The sequence below is a fragment of the Streptomyces sp. NPDC007157 genome (genome assembly GCF_040634235.1).
Taxonomy (GTDB): Bacteria; Actinomycetota; Actinomycetes; order Streptomycetales; family Streptomycetaceae; genus Streptomyces.
This window is the reverse complement of sequence record NZ_JBEYFE010000023.1, coordinates 115,937-134,199: the sequence shown is the minus strand read 5'-3', so window position 1 is coordinate 134,199 and position 18,263 is coordinate 115,937. Positions and strand designations below refer to the sequence as shown.

Here is an 18,263-nt window from a genome sequence, read left to right as displayed (position 1 = left end):
AGGCCCCGCGTCTGCGGGAGGATCCGAACGACCGGCCACGGGCCGTGTCCTAGCTGTCGCCCTCGGCCCGGCCGTCCTCGAAGACAAGGAGCGGTTTGGCGCCGTGGGCGGGTTCCTCAGCAAACGCGATGGCCTCGGTGAAGCGTTCGACCGGGAAAGGCCGGCCTTGGGGGATGGTCATCACTCCGTCGGTGACCAGACCACGAACCTCGGACAGTGTGCGCAGCGCCTGCGCAGGTGCAGCGGTGCCGAACCAGCGGTTGAGCCAGAAGCCACGGACCGCCTTGGTCTCGTAGATGACCGAGCGTGCCTGCAGCGGGATCGTCAGCGCAGCCGGGTCGGTCTGCCGGTGGGTGGAGAGCGCGCCGTAGACCACGACCTCTCCTCCCGGAGCCAGTGCCTGGGACACCTGGGCGCCCACGGGGCCCGCGACGCAGTCGGTGGCCTTGCGTACGCCGGCCGGTCCCGCGATCTCGGCCACCCGCGCGACCAGGTCCTCGTCCTCGGTGCAGATGACCTCGTCACCGCCGAGCGCTTTGATCTCCTCGACGGCAGCGCGCCGCCGCACCACGTTGATCGTGGGAATGCCCAGATGCCTGGCGAGCTGGATGACGAGCCGGCCGACGGTGGAGCCCGCGGCCGTCTGCAACAGCCATTCACCCGGCTGTACGTCGAGTTCGCGGGTGACCAGGAGCAGGGCGGTCAACGGGTTGACGGCGAGCTGACAGGCGCTGGAGTCGCTCAGGCTGTCGGGGACCGGCAGGAGCCTGTGCTGGTCGGCGACAAGGTATTCCTGCCAGGTGCCGGCCACTGGCGGGCCGGGCACCGCCGGGACGGCGACGGCCACCACGCGCTCGCCGACCTTCAGTCCCTCGGTATCCGGACCGAGGGCCTCGATACGGCCCACGCATTCCATGTGCCCCCCGACAGTGGGAAAAGCGGGGGAGAAGCCGTAGCGGCCACGCAGCACGTGCAGGTCGCTGGCGTGAATCGGAGTCGCCGTCACGCGGATCAGCGCCTGACCGGCCTCCGGTGTGGGAACGGGCCGGGATTCCAGCCGCAGGACATCGGCCGGTTCGCCGACCGTTCCGGCTACGAGCGCGCGCATGGTGTGTGTCATGGGTGACCTCGGTCTCACTGTCGATCCGGATCTCCGCCGGCAGAGGGTTGGGAACGGAGATCCGAGGGTGGGGTGGGCGTGGCGGTGGCCGTCGATGAAGAGAGGCTTTCGGTGGCGGTTCCAACCGCACGCCCAGCTCTGGGCCTGCTCGCGGGACCGCGGGCTCTGCAGGGTCCGCAGGGCGGACGGGTCGTGTGGGTAACCGTTGTCGGCGTACAAGGCCATGCGCAGCGACTGCGATTGCGGCAGCGGTAGGTGGCTCGCGCGCAGAGCCTGATCAGGCAGCCGCGGCACCGGCGGATGCCCGTGCAGGAGGACTGTCGGCGTCGGCTGAACCAGCGTTCGGCCGTCGTCGAGAACGCCCAAGTTCTGCGGCACTTGGCGGCCGGGTTCAGGAGCCGACGAGGAAGAGAAGCCTGGCGACGTCAGGCTTGCGCGGAGCCAAGTAGGAGAACAAGACGAATTCGAAGGAGCCTATGGCGACCAGTGCAGAATGTAAATTCCTTTCATCACTCGGCTGGACCTCGCGCTGGGGCACAATTGTGGCCCACGTGGATTGACACGAAACGTCCTTAGTTCCTTCGGATGGATACGCGACGCACGACCACTCGCAGGAGTTGCTAATCGTGGGCTAGTGAGTCTGTGGATAACTGGTCGTCCTGGTACGAAAAGGCGGAACTTTGAATAGTTCGTCCGATGAACAGAGTCGCCGAACCTGGCTGACACTGTCCAATAAGAGTATGAGATTGGGGTCATCTACCTGAGAGATGACTCGAGGCTCGCGGGGGTCCGTTTTCAAAAGATCGTCGGGTGGTGGATCCTGGCGAGGCGATAGGGCGCCATGAATTCAGCGATCAGGAGGGCGAGTTCATAATCCGCTGATACCGAGGGCTGTCACAGGCTGGCCGCGTGTGCAGGCCCAGCAGGTCATCGACGGGATGGTCTACAAGATCCACACCGGGATCTCCTGGTGTGACCCTGTCCGAGCACTACGGGCCCTGGAAAGCGGTGTACACCCGCTTCCGCCTTTACGCCCTGGACAGCGTGTTCACACGGGCACTCAAACAGATCCAGACCCACGCCGACGCGACCGGCGATGTCGGCTGGCTCGTCCAGATCGAATCCACCATCGTCCGAACCCTTCAGCACGCCGCCGCGACCGGCCGAAGGAGGGATCTACCGGCCGGACGAACCGAGCGATCGCGCCCTCGACCGATCACGCGGAGGGTCTTGCAGGTTTTCGTGCAGGCGGAGCCTGATTTGACCTCGGCGCGGAGCTTGCGGTGGGAGGTGTCAGCGGAAGTTGTCGATGTAGTCGTGGAGGAATGTCTCCACTGTGCGCGGGCGGCGGCCCAGCAGTTTCCTAATGGTCTCGGTGGTGCGCTCGTTCTCGCCGTGGAGGATGGCCCATTCCCGGGTGATGAGCAGTTCGGCCTTGCTCGGGGGAATTCCGGCATCGATCATGCGGTGGACGAGGGTCTGGTCCGGGACGACGCGGAACTCCACTGTTTCACCCATTTCGGCGGAGAGCAGAGCCGTCACATCGGGCCAGCTGACCAGGCGGGGACCGGTGAGGTCGTAGTGGGTGCCCCAGGTCGTGGAATCACGAAGAATGCGGACTGCGACCTCGGCGACGTCGCGGTGGTCGCTGAGGGCGACTCTCCCGGTGTCGGCCAAGCCGGTCCAGGTGTGCTCGGAACGGATTTCGGCTGCCCCTGCGAGAACCGAGGCGGAGAAGACCGAGGGGCGGATGGTCGTGTAAGGCAGGTCGAGAGCCTCGGCGGCGAAGTCGATGCTCCAGTGACCCTGCTGGTTGAGCCCCAGTGACGACGGGCCGGCGTTGAGGACCGAAAGGCGCACCAGCTGCTCCAGGCTGTTCGACCGGGCGGCGGCGTCGAGGAGCAGGCGTTGCAGGTTGCCCTCCAGTCCCACCGAACCCATCGCGATGAACCCGACGCGGATCCCATTCAGGGCTGCACTGAGCGCGCCGTGGTCGCCGAGCGGGACTGCGCGGACATCGAGGTCACCGCCTACCGGGTCGAACAGCCGGTGGGCTTTGTCAGGATCACGCACGAGAACCCGAACTGCCTCGCGACCGTTCAGCAGTTGCTCCACCACGAGGCTGCCGACGCGCCCCGTTGCTCCGATCACGGCAATGGTCATGACACCCTCCTTCTCCTCGCTCCTGGGCTGACTCGCTTGGTGCGGGTTCGGTCCCGTCGCCGGTCCCCGGCCCACGGTGCAGAGTGACGTTCCACGATCTTCGGGCTCGTTGCCCCATGAGATTCCCCCGCCGCGCGCGGTAGTGCAGGGGGGAGCGGGCTTCACAGATGCTGCAGGGTCATTTCTGCCCAGATGGTCTTTCCGATGGGCCGGTGTCTTGTGCCCCAGTGCTTGGCGAGCTGGGCCACGATGAACAGCCCGCGCCCGCCTTCGTCAAAGGTGCGGGCCCTGCGCAGATGGGGAGAGGTGTCGCCGCCGTCCGCAACTTCGCAGATGAGCGTGTCCTGCCGGATCAAACGCAACCGAATGGGACCTCCGCCGTAGCGGATGGCATTGGTCACCAGCTCGCTGACGACGAGTTCGGTGACGAACACCGACTCCTGCAGGCCCCAGACTCCCAGCTGGCGCGTGGCGACGTCGCGGGCGCGAGCGACTTCGGCGAGGTCCTCGGACAGATCCCAGGTGGCCACATGCTTGTTGCCGAGTTGTCGGGTGCGGGCGATCACGAGGGCGACATCGTCACTGGGGTGATCATTGACCAGAGTGCTTAGGACGTGGTCGCACATGCCCTCCAGGGACGGCATCGGCGCGGACAGCGCTGTGCGAAGGCGCTCGAGTCCTTCGTCCAGGCCCATGCGGGCGAATTGGATCAGGCCGTCGGTGTAGAGGGCGAGGAGGCTGCCCTCGGGCAGTTGCAGTTCGACGGTTTCGAAGGGGAGTCCGCCCACTCCCAGCGGAGGACCAGTGGGGATGTCGAGGTACTCGGCGTCTGATCCTGGACGCACCACAGCGGGTGGTGGATGGCCGGCAGACGCGGCTGTGCAATGACATGAGATCGGGTCGTAGATCATGTACAGGCAGGTGGCACCGAGTTGCCCTGCGTCGACTGCCGCACCGTCGCCTCTGTCCTCCTCCGCGTGGCCCGTCTCCGTCTGAAGCCGGATGACGATGTCGTCGAGGTGGGTCAGCAGTTCGTCAGGCGGCAGGTCGATGTCGGCCAGGGTCCGCACCGCCGCACGCAGGCGCCCCATCGTGGCCGTGGCATGTAGGCCGTGCCCGACCACGTCCCCGACCACAAGGGCGACACGTGCCCCGGAGAGCGGGATCACGTCGTACCAGTCACCGCCGATCCCGGCCACGGAGCCTGCCGGCAGATACCGGGTTGCCGTCTGCAGGGCCGATTGCTTGGGCGTCCCCCGAGGCAGGAGGTCTCGCTGGAGCGTCAGGGAGGTACTGCGTTCGCGGGTGAAGCGGCGGGCGTTGTCGATGTAAATCGCGGCCCGGTCGGCGATCTCTTCGGCGAGGAGCAGGTCGTCCTTGCCGAAGGGTTCGGGCCGCTGGTGGCGGGCGAAGATAGCGACTCCGAGCGTGCCGCCCCGGGCGCGCAGCGGTACAGCGATCGCGGAGTGAACACCGAACACGCGGATCGTCGCAAGCCAGCGTTCGTCCCTCACAGACGGGTCAGGGGCCCCTGGGCCGTACTCGGCACGCAGCACGCCCCGGCCGACTGCCAGGCACTCTGACCACGGGCCGTCGTGGCTGTCCAGTTCCCCAAGGGCGACCACTGCCTCCGGGATTCCGGGGAGAACCGACTGGTGGGCGGTCCGGCGCAGCCGGAACTGCTGTGCGGCGGATCCCCGGGTGTCCGCAACCACTGTGTCGGTAGCGGAATTGTCGCGATCGCAGAGCAGATCGACGGCTGCGAAGTCCGCGAACTGCGGGACGGCTACGTCCGTGAGTTCCTGGGTTGTGCGCGTCACATCCAGAGTGGTGCCGATGCGGGCGCCGGCTTCGTTGATCAACTGCAGCCGCTTGTGAGCCCAGTACTGCTCGGTCAGGTCCTGCCCCGACACGCAGACACCCTGTATGGCGCTGTCCGCGTCCCACAGCGGGTAGAGGAAGTACGACCAGGCGTGCTCGCGGCTCTCACCAGGGGCCCGCACGGAGGTCCTCAGGTGTTCCGGCTCGCCGGTCTCCAACACCCTGGCCATGCGCTGTTCCATAGCACCGGCGTCCGGGTGGGAGACGAACTCCGAGAAGCGCAGCCCGCGCATGTCGGACTCGCTGAGGGCCGCGTGATCTTGCGAATTGTTGTTCGCTCGACGCAGGCGCAGATGTGTGTCGTACACCGTCATCCCGCAAAAGGACGCCTGCTCGAAGCTCCACGCCACGAGCAACTCGTCGTCCGGCGCAGCGGCCGTGCCGCTCAGAGCGCAGACCACGAACCAGTCGGGGGCACAACCCCCGTCCAGTCGATGGTGGGCGAGCACGCCGGCCTCCACCTGATGCCCGTCCCGATGCCGCATCCGCACCCGGCCACTCCACCTCGGAAGGGCGCGGATCCCGCCGAGCACCTCGGCGCTGACCGCCTCGACGAGCAGGCATCCCGCGGGCTTGCCGATGATTTCCGCGGCCGGGTAACCCAGCAGCAGCCGGGCGCCTTCGCTCCACGCAGTCACGATGCCGTGCTCGTCGACGGTCGCCCTGGCGGTTCGGGCCTCGTCGAACACATCCACGGGCCGGTCCGGCTCCTCGGTACCGCGGCCATGCCGCTGTTCCATCGCCGTCTCGCCTTCGTCGAGTCCCCGGGACCTCTGCCCATCGGTTCCGCTGGAGGTCCGCCACGGGATTCGCTACCTCCATGTTGCAATGCGGCGGACGCAATCTCACCCGCTGGACGCAGGGACCATGGGGGCCGCGGCGCGACCGCACCGTTCTACCGGTCGGCAGCCGGCGGGACCGACTGTTTGACGGCCCAGTGCAGCCCCGTGGCCGGCGGACTGGAACCCGAACGATGTCGCCCCTCGACCGCGCCGTCCTTTGCGGCCTGTCTGCCGGTGAGGCCGTGAGCCTCGCCCTGACCGGTACCTCGCGCGACGGCCTCACCGCGGAGGTGGGCAACGCCCTCCCTGCCACCCAGCCTCCCATTTCGCCGCCTGGGCACGGCACAGAAGAACGACACCAGCGCGGCTATCCCGGCGGCTCCTTCAACGGGGGAAGGCAGCGTCAGGTGACCCGCCCACCTGCCCTTCCGCATCCCCGGGCATACGCACGGTGGTGGGCCGACTGGTTCGTTAGTCCCGGAACGACACAGGCACCCGACCGGGTGGACCTCGCGCGAGGTAGCGCCGCGCCCATCCCGGCGGGGAACCACTGACAGCTGTGCGGGATCGACCCGGCCCAGGCACCACCAGCGAGACGAGAGGCGGATGGACGATGGGACATGGCGGAGACGCGCTTGCGGAACTGATGACCGACCACCGGGAGGTCGAGGAGATGTTCGCCCGGATCCAGGGGATGCCGGGCGGCGGGCAGGAACTTCGTGATCTCGTGGACGACGTCACCATCGAACTGGTACGGCACTCGGTCGCCGAGGAGGAGTACCTGTATCCGGCGGTGCGTAAGCACATCGACGGCGGCGACCGGATCGCGGACAAGGAGATCGCGGACCACACCCGGGTCGAGAAGCTCCTGAAGGAGCTGGAGAGGACGGACACCGAGGACCCCCGGATGAGCCCGCTGCTGCAGCAGCTCATGGACGAGGTCTCCGCCCACGTCCAGGACGAGGAGGAGAACCTGTTCCCGATGCTGCGGCAGGCTTGCTCTCCGGAGGCGCTCAACGACCTCGGGGACAAGATCCGCCGTGCCAAGTCCCTGGCCCCGACCCGCCCGCACCCCTCCGCGCCGAACACCCCGCCCGCGAACAAGCTCCTCGCTCCGGGCGCCGGCCTGGTGGACCGGGCCCGCGACCTCATCACCGGCCGCGGCAGGTCCTGACCCACCCCCGCAGGAGCCCGGACGTGTGCCGCCTGTGACGGGGCTCATTCCCTCCTCGGGTTCGGCTGCCTACGCTGTTGGGTCACGAAGCGGGGCAGCGTGGCTCCGCGAAACAGCTCGCGGAACCGATCTGCCGGACACAGGCGAGCACGTTCCCGAGGGGTCCACCGCCGTGACCGACGATCTGACACCTGTCATAGCCGCCTCCACCCGCTGGCTCGTGGCCGCCTACCCCACCCCCGGCGGCGCGCTCAGCCAGGCGCTGGCCGAGGCCCAGGCCCGGCAGGCCGTCAGCCTAGCCGCCACCCTGCGTTACCCCACCGACCTCGACGTGCAGCTTCTTCACCTACTCGCACCCAGCGGCTCCCACCGCCTGGATGGCCTCACCGGATGCGATCCACGGCCCGACGACACCGCGTGGCGCACCTGGATCGACGAAACCGTGGTCAGCTGGGCCGCCTGCCTCCTGGCTGACCCCGCCCTGGCCACCCGCGCCGCCTGCCAAGCCCTCGCCGCGAGCGAGCACCACGCCGTCGGCGGCCTGCGACGGCTGACGGACCCTGGGAATCGGGATACCGAGGCTGCGCCCTTGCTGCGCCATCCCGACCTGCTCGAAAACATCGCCGGCCTGCACCGACCACAGCTCCTGGAACTCCTCAGCGCCGACCGCGTGGAACTTCCCTGACCTCCGCGTCCGAGAGCCTGTCGCTCTGCCTGAGTATCGACGAGCCGCCTACGGTCGGCTGAGAGCGCCCTGGCCCAACTCCTCCGGCTACGGCACACTCCGGAGCTTGCTCGACCGTGTCCAGGTCTACGTGCAGGCCACGAGCCTGTCCGACGTGGAGTACGAGGCGCTCGTATCCCGGGCGTTTTGACCCACCCTTACCTTGGCCGTGGCGGGTGGTCGCGTGCGGTGACCAGGGTGTGTCGCTGGCGCGTGGGCTGTCCACGGAGACGAGGGCGTGGCAGTACTTGTTCGAGTCGATGACGACGGCCGCTTGGTCGTCCACCCGGCCAGGCGGGTGCCTCCGTCGCGTGAGAGCACGGGCACGTCGAATCGGGCGTAGACCCGCACTGTGTGCGCTCCGGCACGCAGGGCCGCGATGTGCCCCTCATAGGTCGCGCTTCTCCAGCGGTTTTACGGCGGGCCCCTGGAGGATCCGGCCGTCCGGGGCGAAGCGGGACCCGTGGCATGGGCATTCCCACGCCTGTTCGGCGCGGTTGAAGGCGACGAGGCAGCCGAGATGGGTGCAGGTGGCGGACACGGCCTGGAGCCGGCCGCTCTCGTCGCGGTGGACTGCGCAGTGATGTCCGCCGTGCCGCACCACGGCGCCGTCGCCCGGTGCGAGGTCCTCGGGCCGGGGCCCGGTCGGAGCCGGCAGGCGGTCGCCGATGAAATGCCGGGCGACCTGAGCCTGGTGCTTCAGGAAGGACATCCCCTCACGCGCTACGGATCCCAGGCGGCGCGGGTCGTACAGACCCGACCACTCGACTTCGCGTCCGCCGACGAGGTCGCTGATCAGGCGGCCCGCCATGATGCCGCCGCTCAGACCCCACCCGCCGAAACCGGTGGCCACGTAGGAGTGGCGGCTGCCGTGGTGAAGCGGCCCGACCAGGGGCACGGAGTCGGTGGAGTCGTTGTCCTGGGTGGCCCAGCGGTGAGTGATCGTGAGCCCGGGGAAGTGTTCGTCGGCCCAGGCGGAGAGCCGGGCGAACCGCTTGTCGACATCTGCGGCGCCGGGTGTGAAGTGTTCGCCAGTGACGAGCAGCAGCCGTTTGCCGTCCCCGTAGGGTGCGCTGCGAACGGACCGGGTGCCCTGCTCCGGTGTGATGTGCATATGGCGCGGGGCCAGGGCCTCGTCGATGGTCCCGGCCACGACCAACTCGCGGCGCGGGGAGAGCCGGGTGAACAGCAGGGCCCGGTCGAAGACGGGGTGGTGAGTGGCGACCACGACCTTCTCGGCATGCACCGACACCCCCGCGTCCGTCTTCAGAACACAGGGCTCGCCCTCGGTGAGGCCCACGACCCGCGTCCTCTCGTACACGGCACCGCCACGCCGGCGCAGGTCGTCCGCCAGCGCCAGCAGGTACTTGCGGGGATGGAACTGGGCCTGCCCGCTCACCCGGACCGCCCCGGCCACCGAGAAGGGCAGCTCAGTCTCCGTGACGAACTCGGCGGGGAGCCCGGCTTCCCGCGCCGCCCGTGCTTCCGCACGCAGTTCCGCCACCCGCCCGGGATTCTGCGCGTAGGTGTAAGCCGCCGCTTCCTCCCACTCGCAGTTGATGCCCAGCTCCGCCACGATCCCGGCAGCATGCCGGATCGCCTCGCTCTGCGACAGCGCGTAGAGCCGCGCGCCCTCGGGGCCGCGGGTCCTGCGCAGGTGGTCGTAGATCAGGGTGTGCAGGGCGGTCAACTTGGCCGTGGTGTGCCCGGTCACCCCGGCGGCCAGCCGGTCCGCCTCCAGCACCGCCACCTCATGCCCCTGCCGGACCAGCTCCCAGGCCGTGCTCAGCCCGGCGATGCCGCCGCCGACCACGGCGACCTCTACAGAGAAGTCACCCGACGGCGGCGGGGCGGGTTCGACGGGCGGCGCCGTCTCAAGCCAGTACGACCCCCGGATTCCTGCCTCGGCGTCCTTCATGGCCATACCCCTGTCTCAGCGCTCATGGCTGCCGGGTTCCCGCCACGCTGAGGTGACACGCGGAACTGGGTCAGAAGCCGCAGAACAGCTTCTTTGACCGGCCCACGCCGGCCGGCTCGCCGAATCGGACGTCCGCGCCCACGCGATCCAGGACGGGTGCGAGGGTCCGCCTTTCCTTGAAGAGCTCGATGCTGGGAGCCTCCCGGAGAAGGGCGAAAGAGGCGGCGGGACCGGGAAGGGCGGCCGTGCCGGGAAATTCGCCGCCGCACAGCTGGCGGTGCCGGGCAAACGCGGGACTGTCGGGTGGGTGCGATCGCCATGGTGACCGGCTCCGTGGTGCGTCGTGTTCCTCCGGGGTACTCGGCCAGTCCGGCCGACGAGGCCGGCGGGTTGACACCCGGTTCGGCACCACGGACGGAGTGAGGATGATGGCCAGCGCCACGGAGACCGGAAACGTCACTGGAACTGCCGACAAGGACTACAACCTTCTCTGGTACGTCGAGAGCTGCATGGAGAACGCCTTGCGGCTGGAGACGTTCATCAAGGACGCCGAGCGGGAGAAGGACGCACAACTGGTCGAGTTGTTCATCAAGGCACAGGCTGACAGCCGCAAGGGCGCGGACCTGGGCAAGGCAATGCTGCGCAGCCGCTTGAGCGGCTGATTCCCGGCAGCGGCGGGGATATCCCTCCGGGCCCATCTCGGCAATACCCGCCGGCGGTCCGACGGCACAGACCCCCGAAGCCGAGGTCCCGGGGGAAGCCCGGGGCTGGCGACGCCCCCACCTGCACGGCGCCCGGATCACCTTCACCCTCGCAGGCGAGCCCCCCAAAGCTGCGGTACGAACACGCCGTGCGGGTCGACGGTCGCTGTACGCAGGCCTGCGTGGCATGAGGGGCCGGTCGCGACGAAGCGTTCGCCGATCGTGCGCTACCTGCGCCGGGGGAGCGGGTGACGTCGTGCGTGGCCGGAGTCGGCCGGGACGCCTGGCGGTACCGGGAGCGGCGGCGGGAGTCTGTGGCGGATCGTGCCGGGAGGGCAGGTGCCGGCTGCCCCGGCCGCGACCCGCCCCTACAGGTCAACCGGCGGAATGCACCTGCTGAAATGCGGTCGCCGCCGAACGACTGTCCCGCGTAGAGACATGCAGATCCCAGTGAACGTCCGTACGCAGATACGCCACGTCATCAGCAGAGCTTCGCTCCCGAAGGGTGCTCGTGGAGTGGGGAGACGCAACGGGGTGAATCTGCGGTCTGCACGGACGATGTCGCTCGCGTGGGAGGCGTGCCAGGCCCAAGGGTGGCGATGACGGGTCCCCGTCCCGCTAACCAGCGGAATGCCGCACGCCCCTGCTTCCTCCGATCGGCGCCGAGATCCCGTGCAGCGCGCTTGCCATCAACACCCCCTTGAAGATCCGGCCCCCCCGGCCGCCGTGGACTTCCGCGGGGGCTGGAAGCACCACGCCGACGTCAACCCGAACGACCCGAACAACGGCGCACGGCTGCGGCTGCACGGCTTCAAGATGACCGCAGAACTCCCCGCACTGGACGACGGGGAAGCAGAAGACAGCACCATCACCATCGAGCAGAGCGACACCGACGTCGATCCGGCCAGCCTGCTGAGGGTGACGCAGCACTGCCCGCCCAAGTACGAGTGCACCCTGGTCGCACCGACGTCGAGCAGATCACCAGCGTCTCTCGTTCCACGGTCAACCAGCTGCTGCCCAGTGACTGACCCGGCGTGCCTGGCAGTTCGCCGCACGCCCGCTGTGAATGTCAGCACCGCCACCCTCAAGGTGGAGGCCGTGGACTCGGTGTTGCGCAACCTCTCGGAACAGCCCGGGAAGGCGGCGAGCACGCGCCCGCCCACCGCCACCAGGTCCTTTTGCCTCGTGTTGTCCACGCACGGTGATCGCCCACCATACGAGTCGGGGGCCGGGTGTTCGGCGGTCGGCTCATCTGCGGGGCGTGAGGTGTTGTTCGGTCCAGATGAGTTTGCCGTCAGGTGTGTGGCGGGTGCCCCATCTGTGGCTCAGCTGGTCGACGAGGAAGAGGCCGCGGCCGTTCTCGTCGGTGATGCCGGGGTGGCGCAGGCGCGGGTGGCTGTTGTTGGTGTCGGAGACTTCGCAGGTGAGCGCGTCGTGCCGGGTGAGGCGCAGGCTTATGGGGCTGGTGGTGTGGCGGACGGCGTTGGTGACGAGTTCGCTGACAATCAGTTCCGTGGAGTCCGCCAGGTGTTCCAGTCCCCACTGGGTCAGCTGACGGGTTGCCAGGGAGCGGGCGTGGCTGACGACTGCCGGGTCGGCCGGAAGCTGCCATGAAGCGGTCTGGCCAGGTCCGAGTGCCTGGGTCCGGGCCAGGAGCAGAGTGACATCGTCACTGTGCTTCTTGGCAGGTAGCGTGTCCACCACGGTCGAGCAGAGGTCTTCCAGTGGGAGGCCGGCGCGGGCCAGTGCGGTGCTCAAGCGGTCCATGCCGACGTCGATGTCGTGATCGCGATCCTCGACCAGGCCGTCGGTGTAGAGGGCGAGCACGCTGTGCTCGGGGAGTTCCAGGGTTACGGACTCGAAGGGGACCAGTCCCAGGCCGAGCGGGGCTCCGGTGGGCAGGTCGAGGAAGGTGACTGCGCCGTGCGGGTCGATGACCGCGGGCGAGGGGTGGCCGGCCCGCGCGAGCGTGCACTGACGGGTGATCGGGTCGTACACGGCGTACACGCAGGTGGCCCCCACGATGGCGGGTTCCGGGTCCTGTGGGTCGGCGTCTTCCTCGGCGAGGCGGATAACCTGCTCGTCGAGACGGGCCAGTAGTTGGTCTGGGGGCAGGTCCATGTCGGCGAGGGTGCGTACGGCGGTGCGGAGTTGGCCCATGGTGGCGGCGGCGTTGATGCCGTGTCCGACCACGTCGCCGACGACCAGGGCGATGCGGGCGCCGGACAGTGGGATCACGTCGAACCAGTCGCCGCCGACGCCGTGGTGGCTGTCGGCTGGCAGGTAGCTCCAGGCGATGTCGGCGGCCGAGCCGCCGGTGGCGCGATGGGGGAGCAGGTGACGCTGGAGGGCGAGGGCCGCGGAGCGTTCACGAGCGTATTGGCGTGCATTGTCCAGGGACAGCGCGGCCCGGCTGACGAGTTCCTCGGCCAGCAGCAGGTCGTCTTCCTCGAACGGCACGGAGTCCGCCATCCGCACGAATGTCGCGACCCCCAGTGCAGCCCCCCGTGCGTGGATCGGGACGACCATCAAGGAGTGCATCGTGTGGGCGCGCATGTGAGCGCGGACCTCGTGTTCCCAGGCTGCGTCGTCGTGGGGATCCGGCCGAGTGCTGTCGGGGACATTGTCCAGTAGCGGCTCGAAGTGGGACTGTCCGGAGCACAGAACGCCGGCGGACGGCGAAGTCGGCGGGATGAAGACCGGCTCGCCCCGCGCGGACAGCGCTTCCGGCGCCCCGTGATTGATCGAGGCCACGCCCGCACGGAGGAATCGGGGGATGGGCTCGCTGGGCGGACCGGCGCAGGTTGGGGGTTCCTTGCCGCGTGTGACCGATTCCGTCAGATCGACGGTGGCGTAGTCAGCCAGGAGAGGTACCGCGAGGTCTGCCAGCTCCTGCCCGGTGCGCATGACATCCAGGCTGGTTCCGATCCTCTGGCTGGCTTCGCCGATGACCGCGAGCCGCTCACGCGCCCGCTGGCTGTCGGATACGTCTACGCTCACGGTGCACACGCCCAGCGCGTGGCCTTGGCCGTCGTCGAGACGGAAGATGGAAGCCGTCAACGTACCGGCCCTGCGCATGTGAGTGGGCATGAACGCGCGGTATTCCACGTTGACCGCCGGGACTCCGCTCTCGAGCACTTGACGCATCAGAGCCTCGAGGGCTTCGGTCTCAGAGCCGGGGGCTGCCTCGGTCAGTCTGCGTCCCAGTCGCTGCTTGAGGGGGATGCCGTCTTTGGAGCCCTGAGTGTCGTTTGCCCAGGCGCAGCGCAGTCGGGTGTCCCGGATCGTCACACCGACCGGCAGGCGGGCGGGAAGGTGCAGCGCCGTCGGCAGCGACGTGGGCGAAGCTTCGTTTCCCATCGGTGAGAGCGCGACCCTCTTGGTGGCCGACACCACCACCCCGGCCCGCCCGTCGTGCCCGCACATCGACTGCACACACAGCTGCACTTCGATCGTGTGGCCGTCGCGGTGATGCACCTTCGCGATGCCGGACCAGCGGTCTGGAGGAGTGCCCTGTTTGAAGAACGCTGATACCTTCGCCCGCTCCGTGCCGTCCGCCAGCAGCGTGGCAGCGGAGCGGCCTACCATGTCCGCGGGCGCGTAACCGACAAGCCGCTCGGCGGCCTGCGTCCACCCGACCACCCTCCCATCCGTATCCAGCAGGGCTATGCCGGCGCCGGCGCCGGAGGCCCTGACAGCCGTCTGGGCGGCGGTGAATGCCGCTCCCGTGGCAGTGTGCATCGATCATCCTTTCTGTCTGCCCCCTGTCCGTGTCTCCCGTGGTGGGTGGCTCGGATGGTGAGGTGTGCGCTCGTGCGCCGGTCACCTGCCGTTGTGAGGCTGCCGTCCCCGGAGGGCCCTGACTCACGCTCTCGGACCTGGCGGCGGCACGATGCGACGCGTCGCGGCACGAGCGCCCGCTGGGCGGCAGATTCGGGGCGGACGTGCGTGGGGAGCGAGAACGCCATGCGTAAGGACCTCATGCGCCGGCCGTGTCCGGCCGTGGTCGCTTCGACCGGCGGTGCTGCGCCCCTGCCTCGGTGATCAGGTCGTGCACCACGTGGCGCCGGTCGGCGCGAGGGATCAGATGCCGAATGGTGCCCTGACCGGCTGCGAGAGTGCGGCCTTGGCGCGCCGCGTCTCCTCGTCGGCAAGGACTTCGCACTGGTCGCCGGTCAGAGCCTCCATGGTCAGCTCGGCCACGGTGACGGGACTGATCTTCGATGCGTTGGTCCAGGTGCTGAGATCTGTTTCCACGAAACCGGCATGCACCCCGACCACGAGGGTTCCCTGAGCGTGCAGAGCCTGGCGCAGGGAGTCCGTCAGTGACCACTGCGCGGCCTTGGAAGCCGCGTATCCGGGGAACTGCGGCTGACCCGCCCAGGACGCCAGCGAAAGCATGTTGACCAGTGCTCCGCCGCCGTTGCGGGCAAGAACCCGGGCGAAGGCCCGGGCCATCGCCCAGGTGCCGAAGAAGTTGACCTCCATCGCCTGGCGCGCGCCGTCGAAGGTGCCTTCCAGAAGTTGAGTGCTCCCACTCCCGACTCCCGCGTTGTTGATCACGATGGAGACATCGTTCGCGATGGCGGCGGACGCGGCGATGTCCGCCTGGTCGGTGACGTCCAGGCGCAGCGGTAGGAGGTCGTGATCTGTCACGCTGGCCGGGTCGCGGACCCCGGCATAGACCTTGGCTGCGCCGTGCTCGATCAGTGAGCGGGCGAATGCGCGGCCGATGCCGCGATTGGCGCCTGTCACCAGGGCGACTGATCCTTTGATCTCCATCATGCTTCCTTTGCGACAGGCCCGGCTTGTTCGGGCGGGCTCTCGGCAAGTGGGTTCTTCCTTGGGCGAGCAGGAACGGGGAACTCATCCTGCTGAAACCGGCTCGATGGACGCAGCCGCACATCCCGTGCGGGCGGAAGTGTGTGCGCATCCGGTCCGGCATTCCCGGGCGGCTCGCATCTATCACGCCGCCTACGGTTTCCACCCTAGCGTCTGGATTTAAAAATACAAGTCAGTCTATGTCTGCTTTTGGATCCGACTTGCAGTGCCCCCTGAAGCCGCAGGCGGGCCGGACTGCGGTGGTACCGGCGAGGAGATTCGCCGGCCTGCCCTCGAGGGCCGAGGAGGCGGCGGCGCTGGCTCCGAGAGGGGCAGCGAGAGGCGTGGCCATAGTCAGGTGCCTGCCGTCGGTGCTGCCGGCAGACCCACAGCTGGGTGCCTGGGTTGCAAGGTGCAAGCCAGGGAGTAGGCTTTTCCCCAAGACGAGCCAGGTACATGAGGGACCCGGTTCCATGCAGGAGGTGGACGGTGTCAGCGGAACGGCAGTGGTCAGGCTCCATGAACGACGAGCCGGCCTGCTCCATCGAACGCAGCCTGCAGATTCTCGGCGAGCGCTGGACCCTTCTGGTGCTCCGCGAGATCTTCGCCGGCAAAGACAAGTTTGCTGAGATCCAGTCATCCCTGGGCATCGCAACAAACCTGCTCAGCACCCGGCTCAAGCTTCTCGTCGAGACCGGCGTGCTCTGCACGCAGACCTACCAGGTGCCGGGCAGCAGACCGCGGCAGAGCTACCACCTGACGGAGGCGGGGCGCGACCTGCGAATCGTGCTGCTCGCGCTCCAGCAGTGGGGCGACCAGCACCGCCCGCGCCCCTCCGGCCCTTCCGCGCTGCGACAGACGCGCTCCACCGGTCGACCCGTCCGCGTGGCGCTCGTCGACGAAGACGGTCACGAAGTGCCCCTAACCGACGTGGTCGCCCGCACGGCCGTAGCCCGCTAGGCAGTTTCGTTTGGGCACTACGCCCTGGCCCGGCTGTTTCTGGGGATGTGGCCCGTCGGAGACAGGTACCGGATGCTCTTGGCACTGGCTCGCAGGCACCTGGGACCCGAACGTGTAACGGGAATCCTGGCTCCGATCCGACAAGCGGCGACGGACATTTTGGAGATGGGACAGCGGGAGGAAGTTTTCCATTCCCACCTGCCACCCGTGGTGCTCAGCGCCCGACTGGAAGCGCTGACGATCGCCTTGCTGGAGAGCGTCAATGACGGGGTGTTGGATGATGATGTCGTCCCACTCGTCATCGCCACCCTGGGCACTGTCCGGCGGATCACGCTTCGGAGGCGAGCGGCCGTAGGTCGTAGAGGTAGGAGCGATCGTTTTTGAAGCTGCGCCAGACGGTGACCGGGGGTTCGGGCTCGTCAGCATGGCTGTTGAGGGGATGGGCGGTCACGAGGCCGTCAGCGATCTCGCAGTGCCAGCCGTCGGTCGGCGACCAGACACACCACACCTTCCCGTCCGTTCGGCGGTACGCGGGGCGGCCGTGGTGCTCGCCGTCGCGTTCGAAGTGGTAGCGGAGCCCATCGATGTGGCGCACGAAGGTGAAGGATACGAGTGCCGTCATACCTTCGGAACTGTATGGGACGACGCTGCTACGGCTGAGGAGTTCTGTGCGTAACAGGTGCAGGGCACATCTCACGGGTGGAGCCAGAGCCGGATTGTGGCGACGGTGACGGTGCCGTGGAAGACGTAGGCCCTCTTGTCGTAGCGGGTGGCAACGGCCCGTGAGTTCTTGAGGCGGTTGATGGTCCGCTCGACCTCGTTGCGGCGTTTGTAGGTCTCGCTGTCGAAACCGGCGGGGCGGCCGCCCTTGCTTCCGCGTCTTGTGCGGTGGGCCCGCTGGTCCTTCGGTTCGGGGATGGTGTGCTTGATCTGGCGTCTTCGCAGGTAGCGGCGGTTGCGGCGTGAGCTGTATGCCTTGTCGCCGCCGAGTTGGTCCGGCCTGGTGCGCGGTCGTCCGCCCTGCGGTCGGGGAACGGCGATGCGCTCGAGGACCTCAATCATCTGCGGCGCGTCGCCCCACTGGCCGGGCGTGATCAGGAAGGCCATGGGCCGGCATCCTCCCTCGCCGGCGAGGTGGATCTTGCAGGTCAGACCGCCCCGGGACCGTCCGAGTCCTTCGTCGGGACGGTGGTGCCGGGGCGTTCTCCTTTTTTCGGGATGCGTGGCTTTTTCTTGCGAGCCCCGGCCGCGTGCTGATGAGCGCGGCAGGACGTCGAATCGACGCTGACCATGCTCCAGTCGATCCGGCCAGTGCGCTCGGCGTCCGCCTGGACGGCACGCAGAATCCGGTCCCACGTGCCGTCCGCCGACCAACGCCGGTGCCGCTCGTAGACGGTTTTCCACCTGCCGAAACGCTCCGGAAGGTCCCGCCACAGTATGCCCGTTCGTACCCGGAACAAGATCCCGTTGATCACCCTGCGGTGATCGCTCCACCGGCCTCCACGCTGCCCCGACGCCGGCGAGTGCGGCTCCAACCGGCCCCACTCGGCGTTCGTCAGATCGCCCCGCCCCATGCCGGGAACAACGAGTCAGCAGTCCGACAGTCGCTTGATCCGCCGGACACTGCCTACGCCGATCCCGCCGTCCTGCTGGTCCAGCAGATGACTGGTCCGCAGGTCGTCCACATCCACCAGGCGCCCCCGGACCGCACCGTCCAGCGCCTGGCGCTCGGCTCCGGAGTCGGTGCCGGGGCGGTCGCGGCCGGCGTCTACTTCGGCCCGCTCCTGGTCGGTGTCCTGACCGAGATCGCCGCGAACCTCGCGATCCTCGCCTTCCTCGCGGCTGTTCTGGTCTGGGGTGTGGTCACCGCCGTCCGCTCGATCGGCGGAAGCGACGGCAAGGCCGCCGCCAAGCGCCTGCGCCGTGGACGCTGACAGACCGCATGCTCAGGGGCGTCGCTTCGGCTTCCTGATCCACAACCCGACACAACCCGGCAGCAGGAAGCACAGCGCCACGAGC

12 protein-coding genes and 2 pseudogenes are annotated in these 18,263 nt (G+C 68.3%); 6 read left to right on the top strand and 8 right to left on the bottom strand.

The genetic code is table 11. The features are described 5' to 3' along the window. Positions 1 to 49: 49 nt before the first annotated feature. From ABZ642_RS34075 to ABZ642_RS34065, 3 genes are all read right to left on the bottom strand, one after another. Positions 50 to 1,108: a zinc-dependent alcohol dehydrogenase family protein gene (locus ABZ642_RS34075; protein WP_360491128.1), complete on the bottom strand. Its 1,059-nt coding sequence runs from the start codon at positions 1,106 to 1,108 to the stop codon at positions 50 to 52. Positions 1,109 to 2,413: 1,305 nt separating this feature from the next. Next, positions 2,414 to 3,283 (bottom strand): NmrA family NAD(P)-binding protein, encoded by an 870-nt coding sequence (locus tag ABZ642_RS34070; protein ID WP_360491125.1) that lies wholly within the window; start codon positions 3,281 to 3,283, stop codon positions 2,414 to 2,416. A gap of 161 nt (positions 3,284 to 3,444) precedes the next feature. Continuing rightward, positions 3,445 to 5,859 carry a SpoIIE family protein phosphatase gene (locus ABZ642_RS34065; protein ID WP_360491122.1) on the bottom strand — a complete coding sequence of 805 codons (2,415 nt, stop codon included), beginning with the start codon at positions 5,857 to 5,859 and terminating at the stop codon, positions 3,445 to 3,447. Positions 5,860 to 6,559: 700 nt separating this feature from the next. On the opposite strand from ABZ642_RS34065, the gene ABZ642_RS34060 reads away from it, so the two are divergent. Then, a complete protein-coding gene (locus ABZ642_RS34060) occupies positions 6,560 to 7,120 on the top strand; it encodes a hemerythrin domain-containing protein (RefSeq protein ID WP_360491119.1) in 561 nt (186 codons plus the stop codon). Positions 7,121 to 7,292: 172 nt separating this feature from the next. Further along, positions 7,293 to 7,805 (top strand): hypothetical protein, encoded by a 513-nt coding sequence (locus ABZ642_RS34055; protein ID WP_360491116.1) that lies wholly within the window; start codon positions 7,293 to 7,295, stop codon positions 7,803 to 7,805. 427 nt (positions 7,806 to 8,232) lie between these two features. Here ABZ642_RS34055 and ABZ642_RS34050 read toward each other — a convergent pair whose 3' ends face one another. After that, complete coding sequence (locus tag ABZ642_RS34050; RefSeq protein ID WP_360491113.1) at positions 8,233 to 9,762, bottom strand: FAD-dependent oxidoreductase; 1,530 nt, start codon at positions 9,760 to 9,762, stop codon at positions 8,233 to 8,235. Positions 9,763 to 10,190: 428 nt separating this feature from the next. On the opposite strand from ABZ642_RS34050, the gene ABZ642_RS34045 reads away from it, so the two are divergent. Then, the gene (locus tag ABZ642_RS34045; RefSeq protein WP_360491239.1) at positions 10,191 to 10,424 is read left to right on the top strand and encodes a hypothetical protein; all 234 of its coding nucleotides are present in this window, start codon (positions 10,191 to 10,193) and stop codon (positions 10,422 to 10,424) included. A 1,287-nt stretch (positions 10,425 to 11,711) separates the two neighbouring features. Here the strand turns inward: ABZ642_RS34045 and ABZ642_RS34040 are convergent. Together ABZ642_RS34040 and ABZ642_RS34035 are read right to left on the bottom strand one after the other, a co-directional pair. Then, on the bottom strand, positions 11,712 to 14,204 hold the full coding sequence (locus ABZ642_RS34040; protein ID WP_360491110.1) for a SpoIIE family protein phosphatase: 2,493 nt from the start codon (positions 14,202 to 14,204) through the stop codon (positions 11,712 to 11,714). Between the two features lie 342 nt (positions 14,205 to 14,546). Next, positions 14,547 to 15,248, bottom strand: coding sequence for an SDR family oxidoreductase (locus tag ABZ642_RS34035; RefSeq protein WP_360491107.1), 702 nt, complete (start codon positions 15,246 to 15,248; stop codon positions 14,547 to 14,549). 555 nt (positions 15,249 to 15,803) lie between these two features. Here ABZ642_RS34035 and ABZ642_RS34030 point away from each other — a divergent pair. Then, positions 15,804 to 16,244 carry a helix-turn-helix domain-containing protein gene (locus ABZ642_RS34030; RefSeq protein WP_360491104.1) on the top strand — a complete coding sequence of 147 codons (441 nt, stop codon included), beginning with the start codon at positions 15,804 to 15,806 and terminating at the stop codon, positions 16,242 to 16,244. A 21-nt stretch (positions 16,245 to 16,265) separates the two neighbouring features. Continuing rightward, positions 16,266 to 16,529: pseudogene (locus ABZ642_RS34025) on the top strand (TetR/AcrR family transcriptional regulator); the annotation flags it as partial. Positions 16,530 to 16,572: 43 nt separating this feature from the next. Here ABZ642_RS34025 and ABZ642_RS34020 read toward each other — a convergent pair. Then, positions 16,573 to 16,866 carry a hypothetical protein gene (locus ABZ642_RS34020; protein ID WP_360491101.1) on the bottom strand — a complete coding sequence of 98 codons (294 nt, stop codon included), beginning with the start codon at positions 16,864 to 16,866 and terminating at the stop codon, positions 16,573 to 16,575. A 71-nt stretch (positions 16,867 to 16,937) separates the two neighbouring features. Then, positions 16,938 to 17,818, bottom strand: a protein-coding gene (locus ABZ642_RS34015; protein WP_360491098.1) for an IS5 family transposase whose coding sequence is annotated in 2 segments (ribosomal slippage) — positions 16,938 to 17,458 and positions 17,458 to 17,818 — 882 coding nt in all. Because the reading frame shifts where the segments join, the coding sequence is not laid out codon by codon here. Between the two features lie 54 nt (positions 17,819 to 17,872). Between ABZ642_RS34015 and ABZ642_RS34010 the strand changes: the two are divergent. Then, positions 17,873 to 18,178, top strand: a pseudogene (locus ABZ642_RS34010) (DUF6251 family protein); the annotation flags it as partial. Positions 18,179 to 18,263: the final 85 nt, after the last annotated feature.

What these genes read in the sequence shown, in the direction of transcription:
- ABZ642_RS34075 (WP_360491128.1), bottom strand. Translation starts at nt 1,108, where the DNA reads ATGCGCGCGCTCGTAGCCGGAACGGTCGGCGAACCGGCCGATGTCCTG.
- ABZ642_RS34070 (WP_360491125.1), bottom strand. Translation starts at nt 3,283, where the DNA reads ATGACCATTGCCGTGATCGGAGCAACGGGGCGCGTCGGCAGCCTCGTG.
- ABZ642_RS34060 (WP_360491119.1), top strand. Translation starts at nt 6,560, where the DNA reads ATGGGACATGGCGGAGACGCGCTTGCGGAACTGATGACCGACCACCGG.
- ABZ642_RS34050 (WP_360491113.1), bottom strand. Translation starts at nt 9,762, where the DNA reads ATGAAGGACGCCGAGGCAGGAATCCGGGGGTCGTACTGGCTTGAGACG.
- ABZ642_RS34045 (WP_360491239.1), top strand. Translation starts at nt 10,191, where the DNA reads ATGGCCAGCGCCACGGAGACCGGAAACGTCACTGGAACTGCCGACAAG.
- ABZ642_RS34040 (WP_360491110.1), bottom strand. Translation starts at nt 14,204, where the DNA reads ATGCACACTGCCACGGGAGCGGCATTCACCGCCGCCCAGACGGCTGTC.
- ABZ642_RS34035 (WP_360491107.1), bottom strand. Translation starts at nt 15,248, where the DNA reads ATGATGGAGATCAAAGGATCAGTCGCCCTGGTGACAGGCGCCAATCGC.
- ABZ642_RS34030 (WP_360491104.1), top strand. Translation starts at nt 15,804, where the DNA reads ATGAACGACGAGCCGGCCTGCTCCATCGAACGCAGCCTGCAGATTCTC.
- ABZ642_RS34020 (WP_360491101.1), bottom strand. Translation starts at nt 16,866, where the DNA reads ATGACGGCACTCGTATCCTTCACCTTCGTGCGCCACATCGATGGGCTC.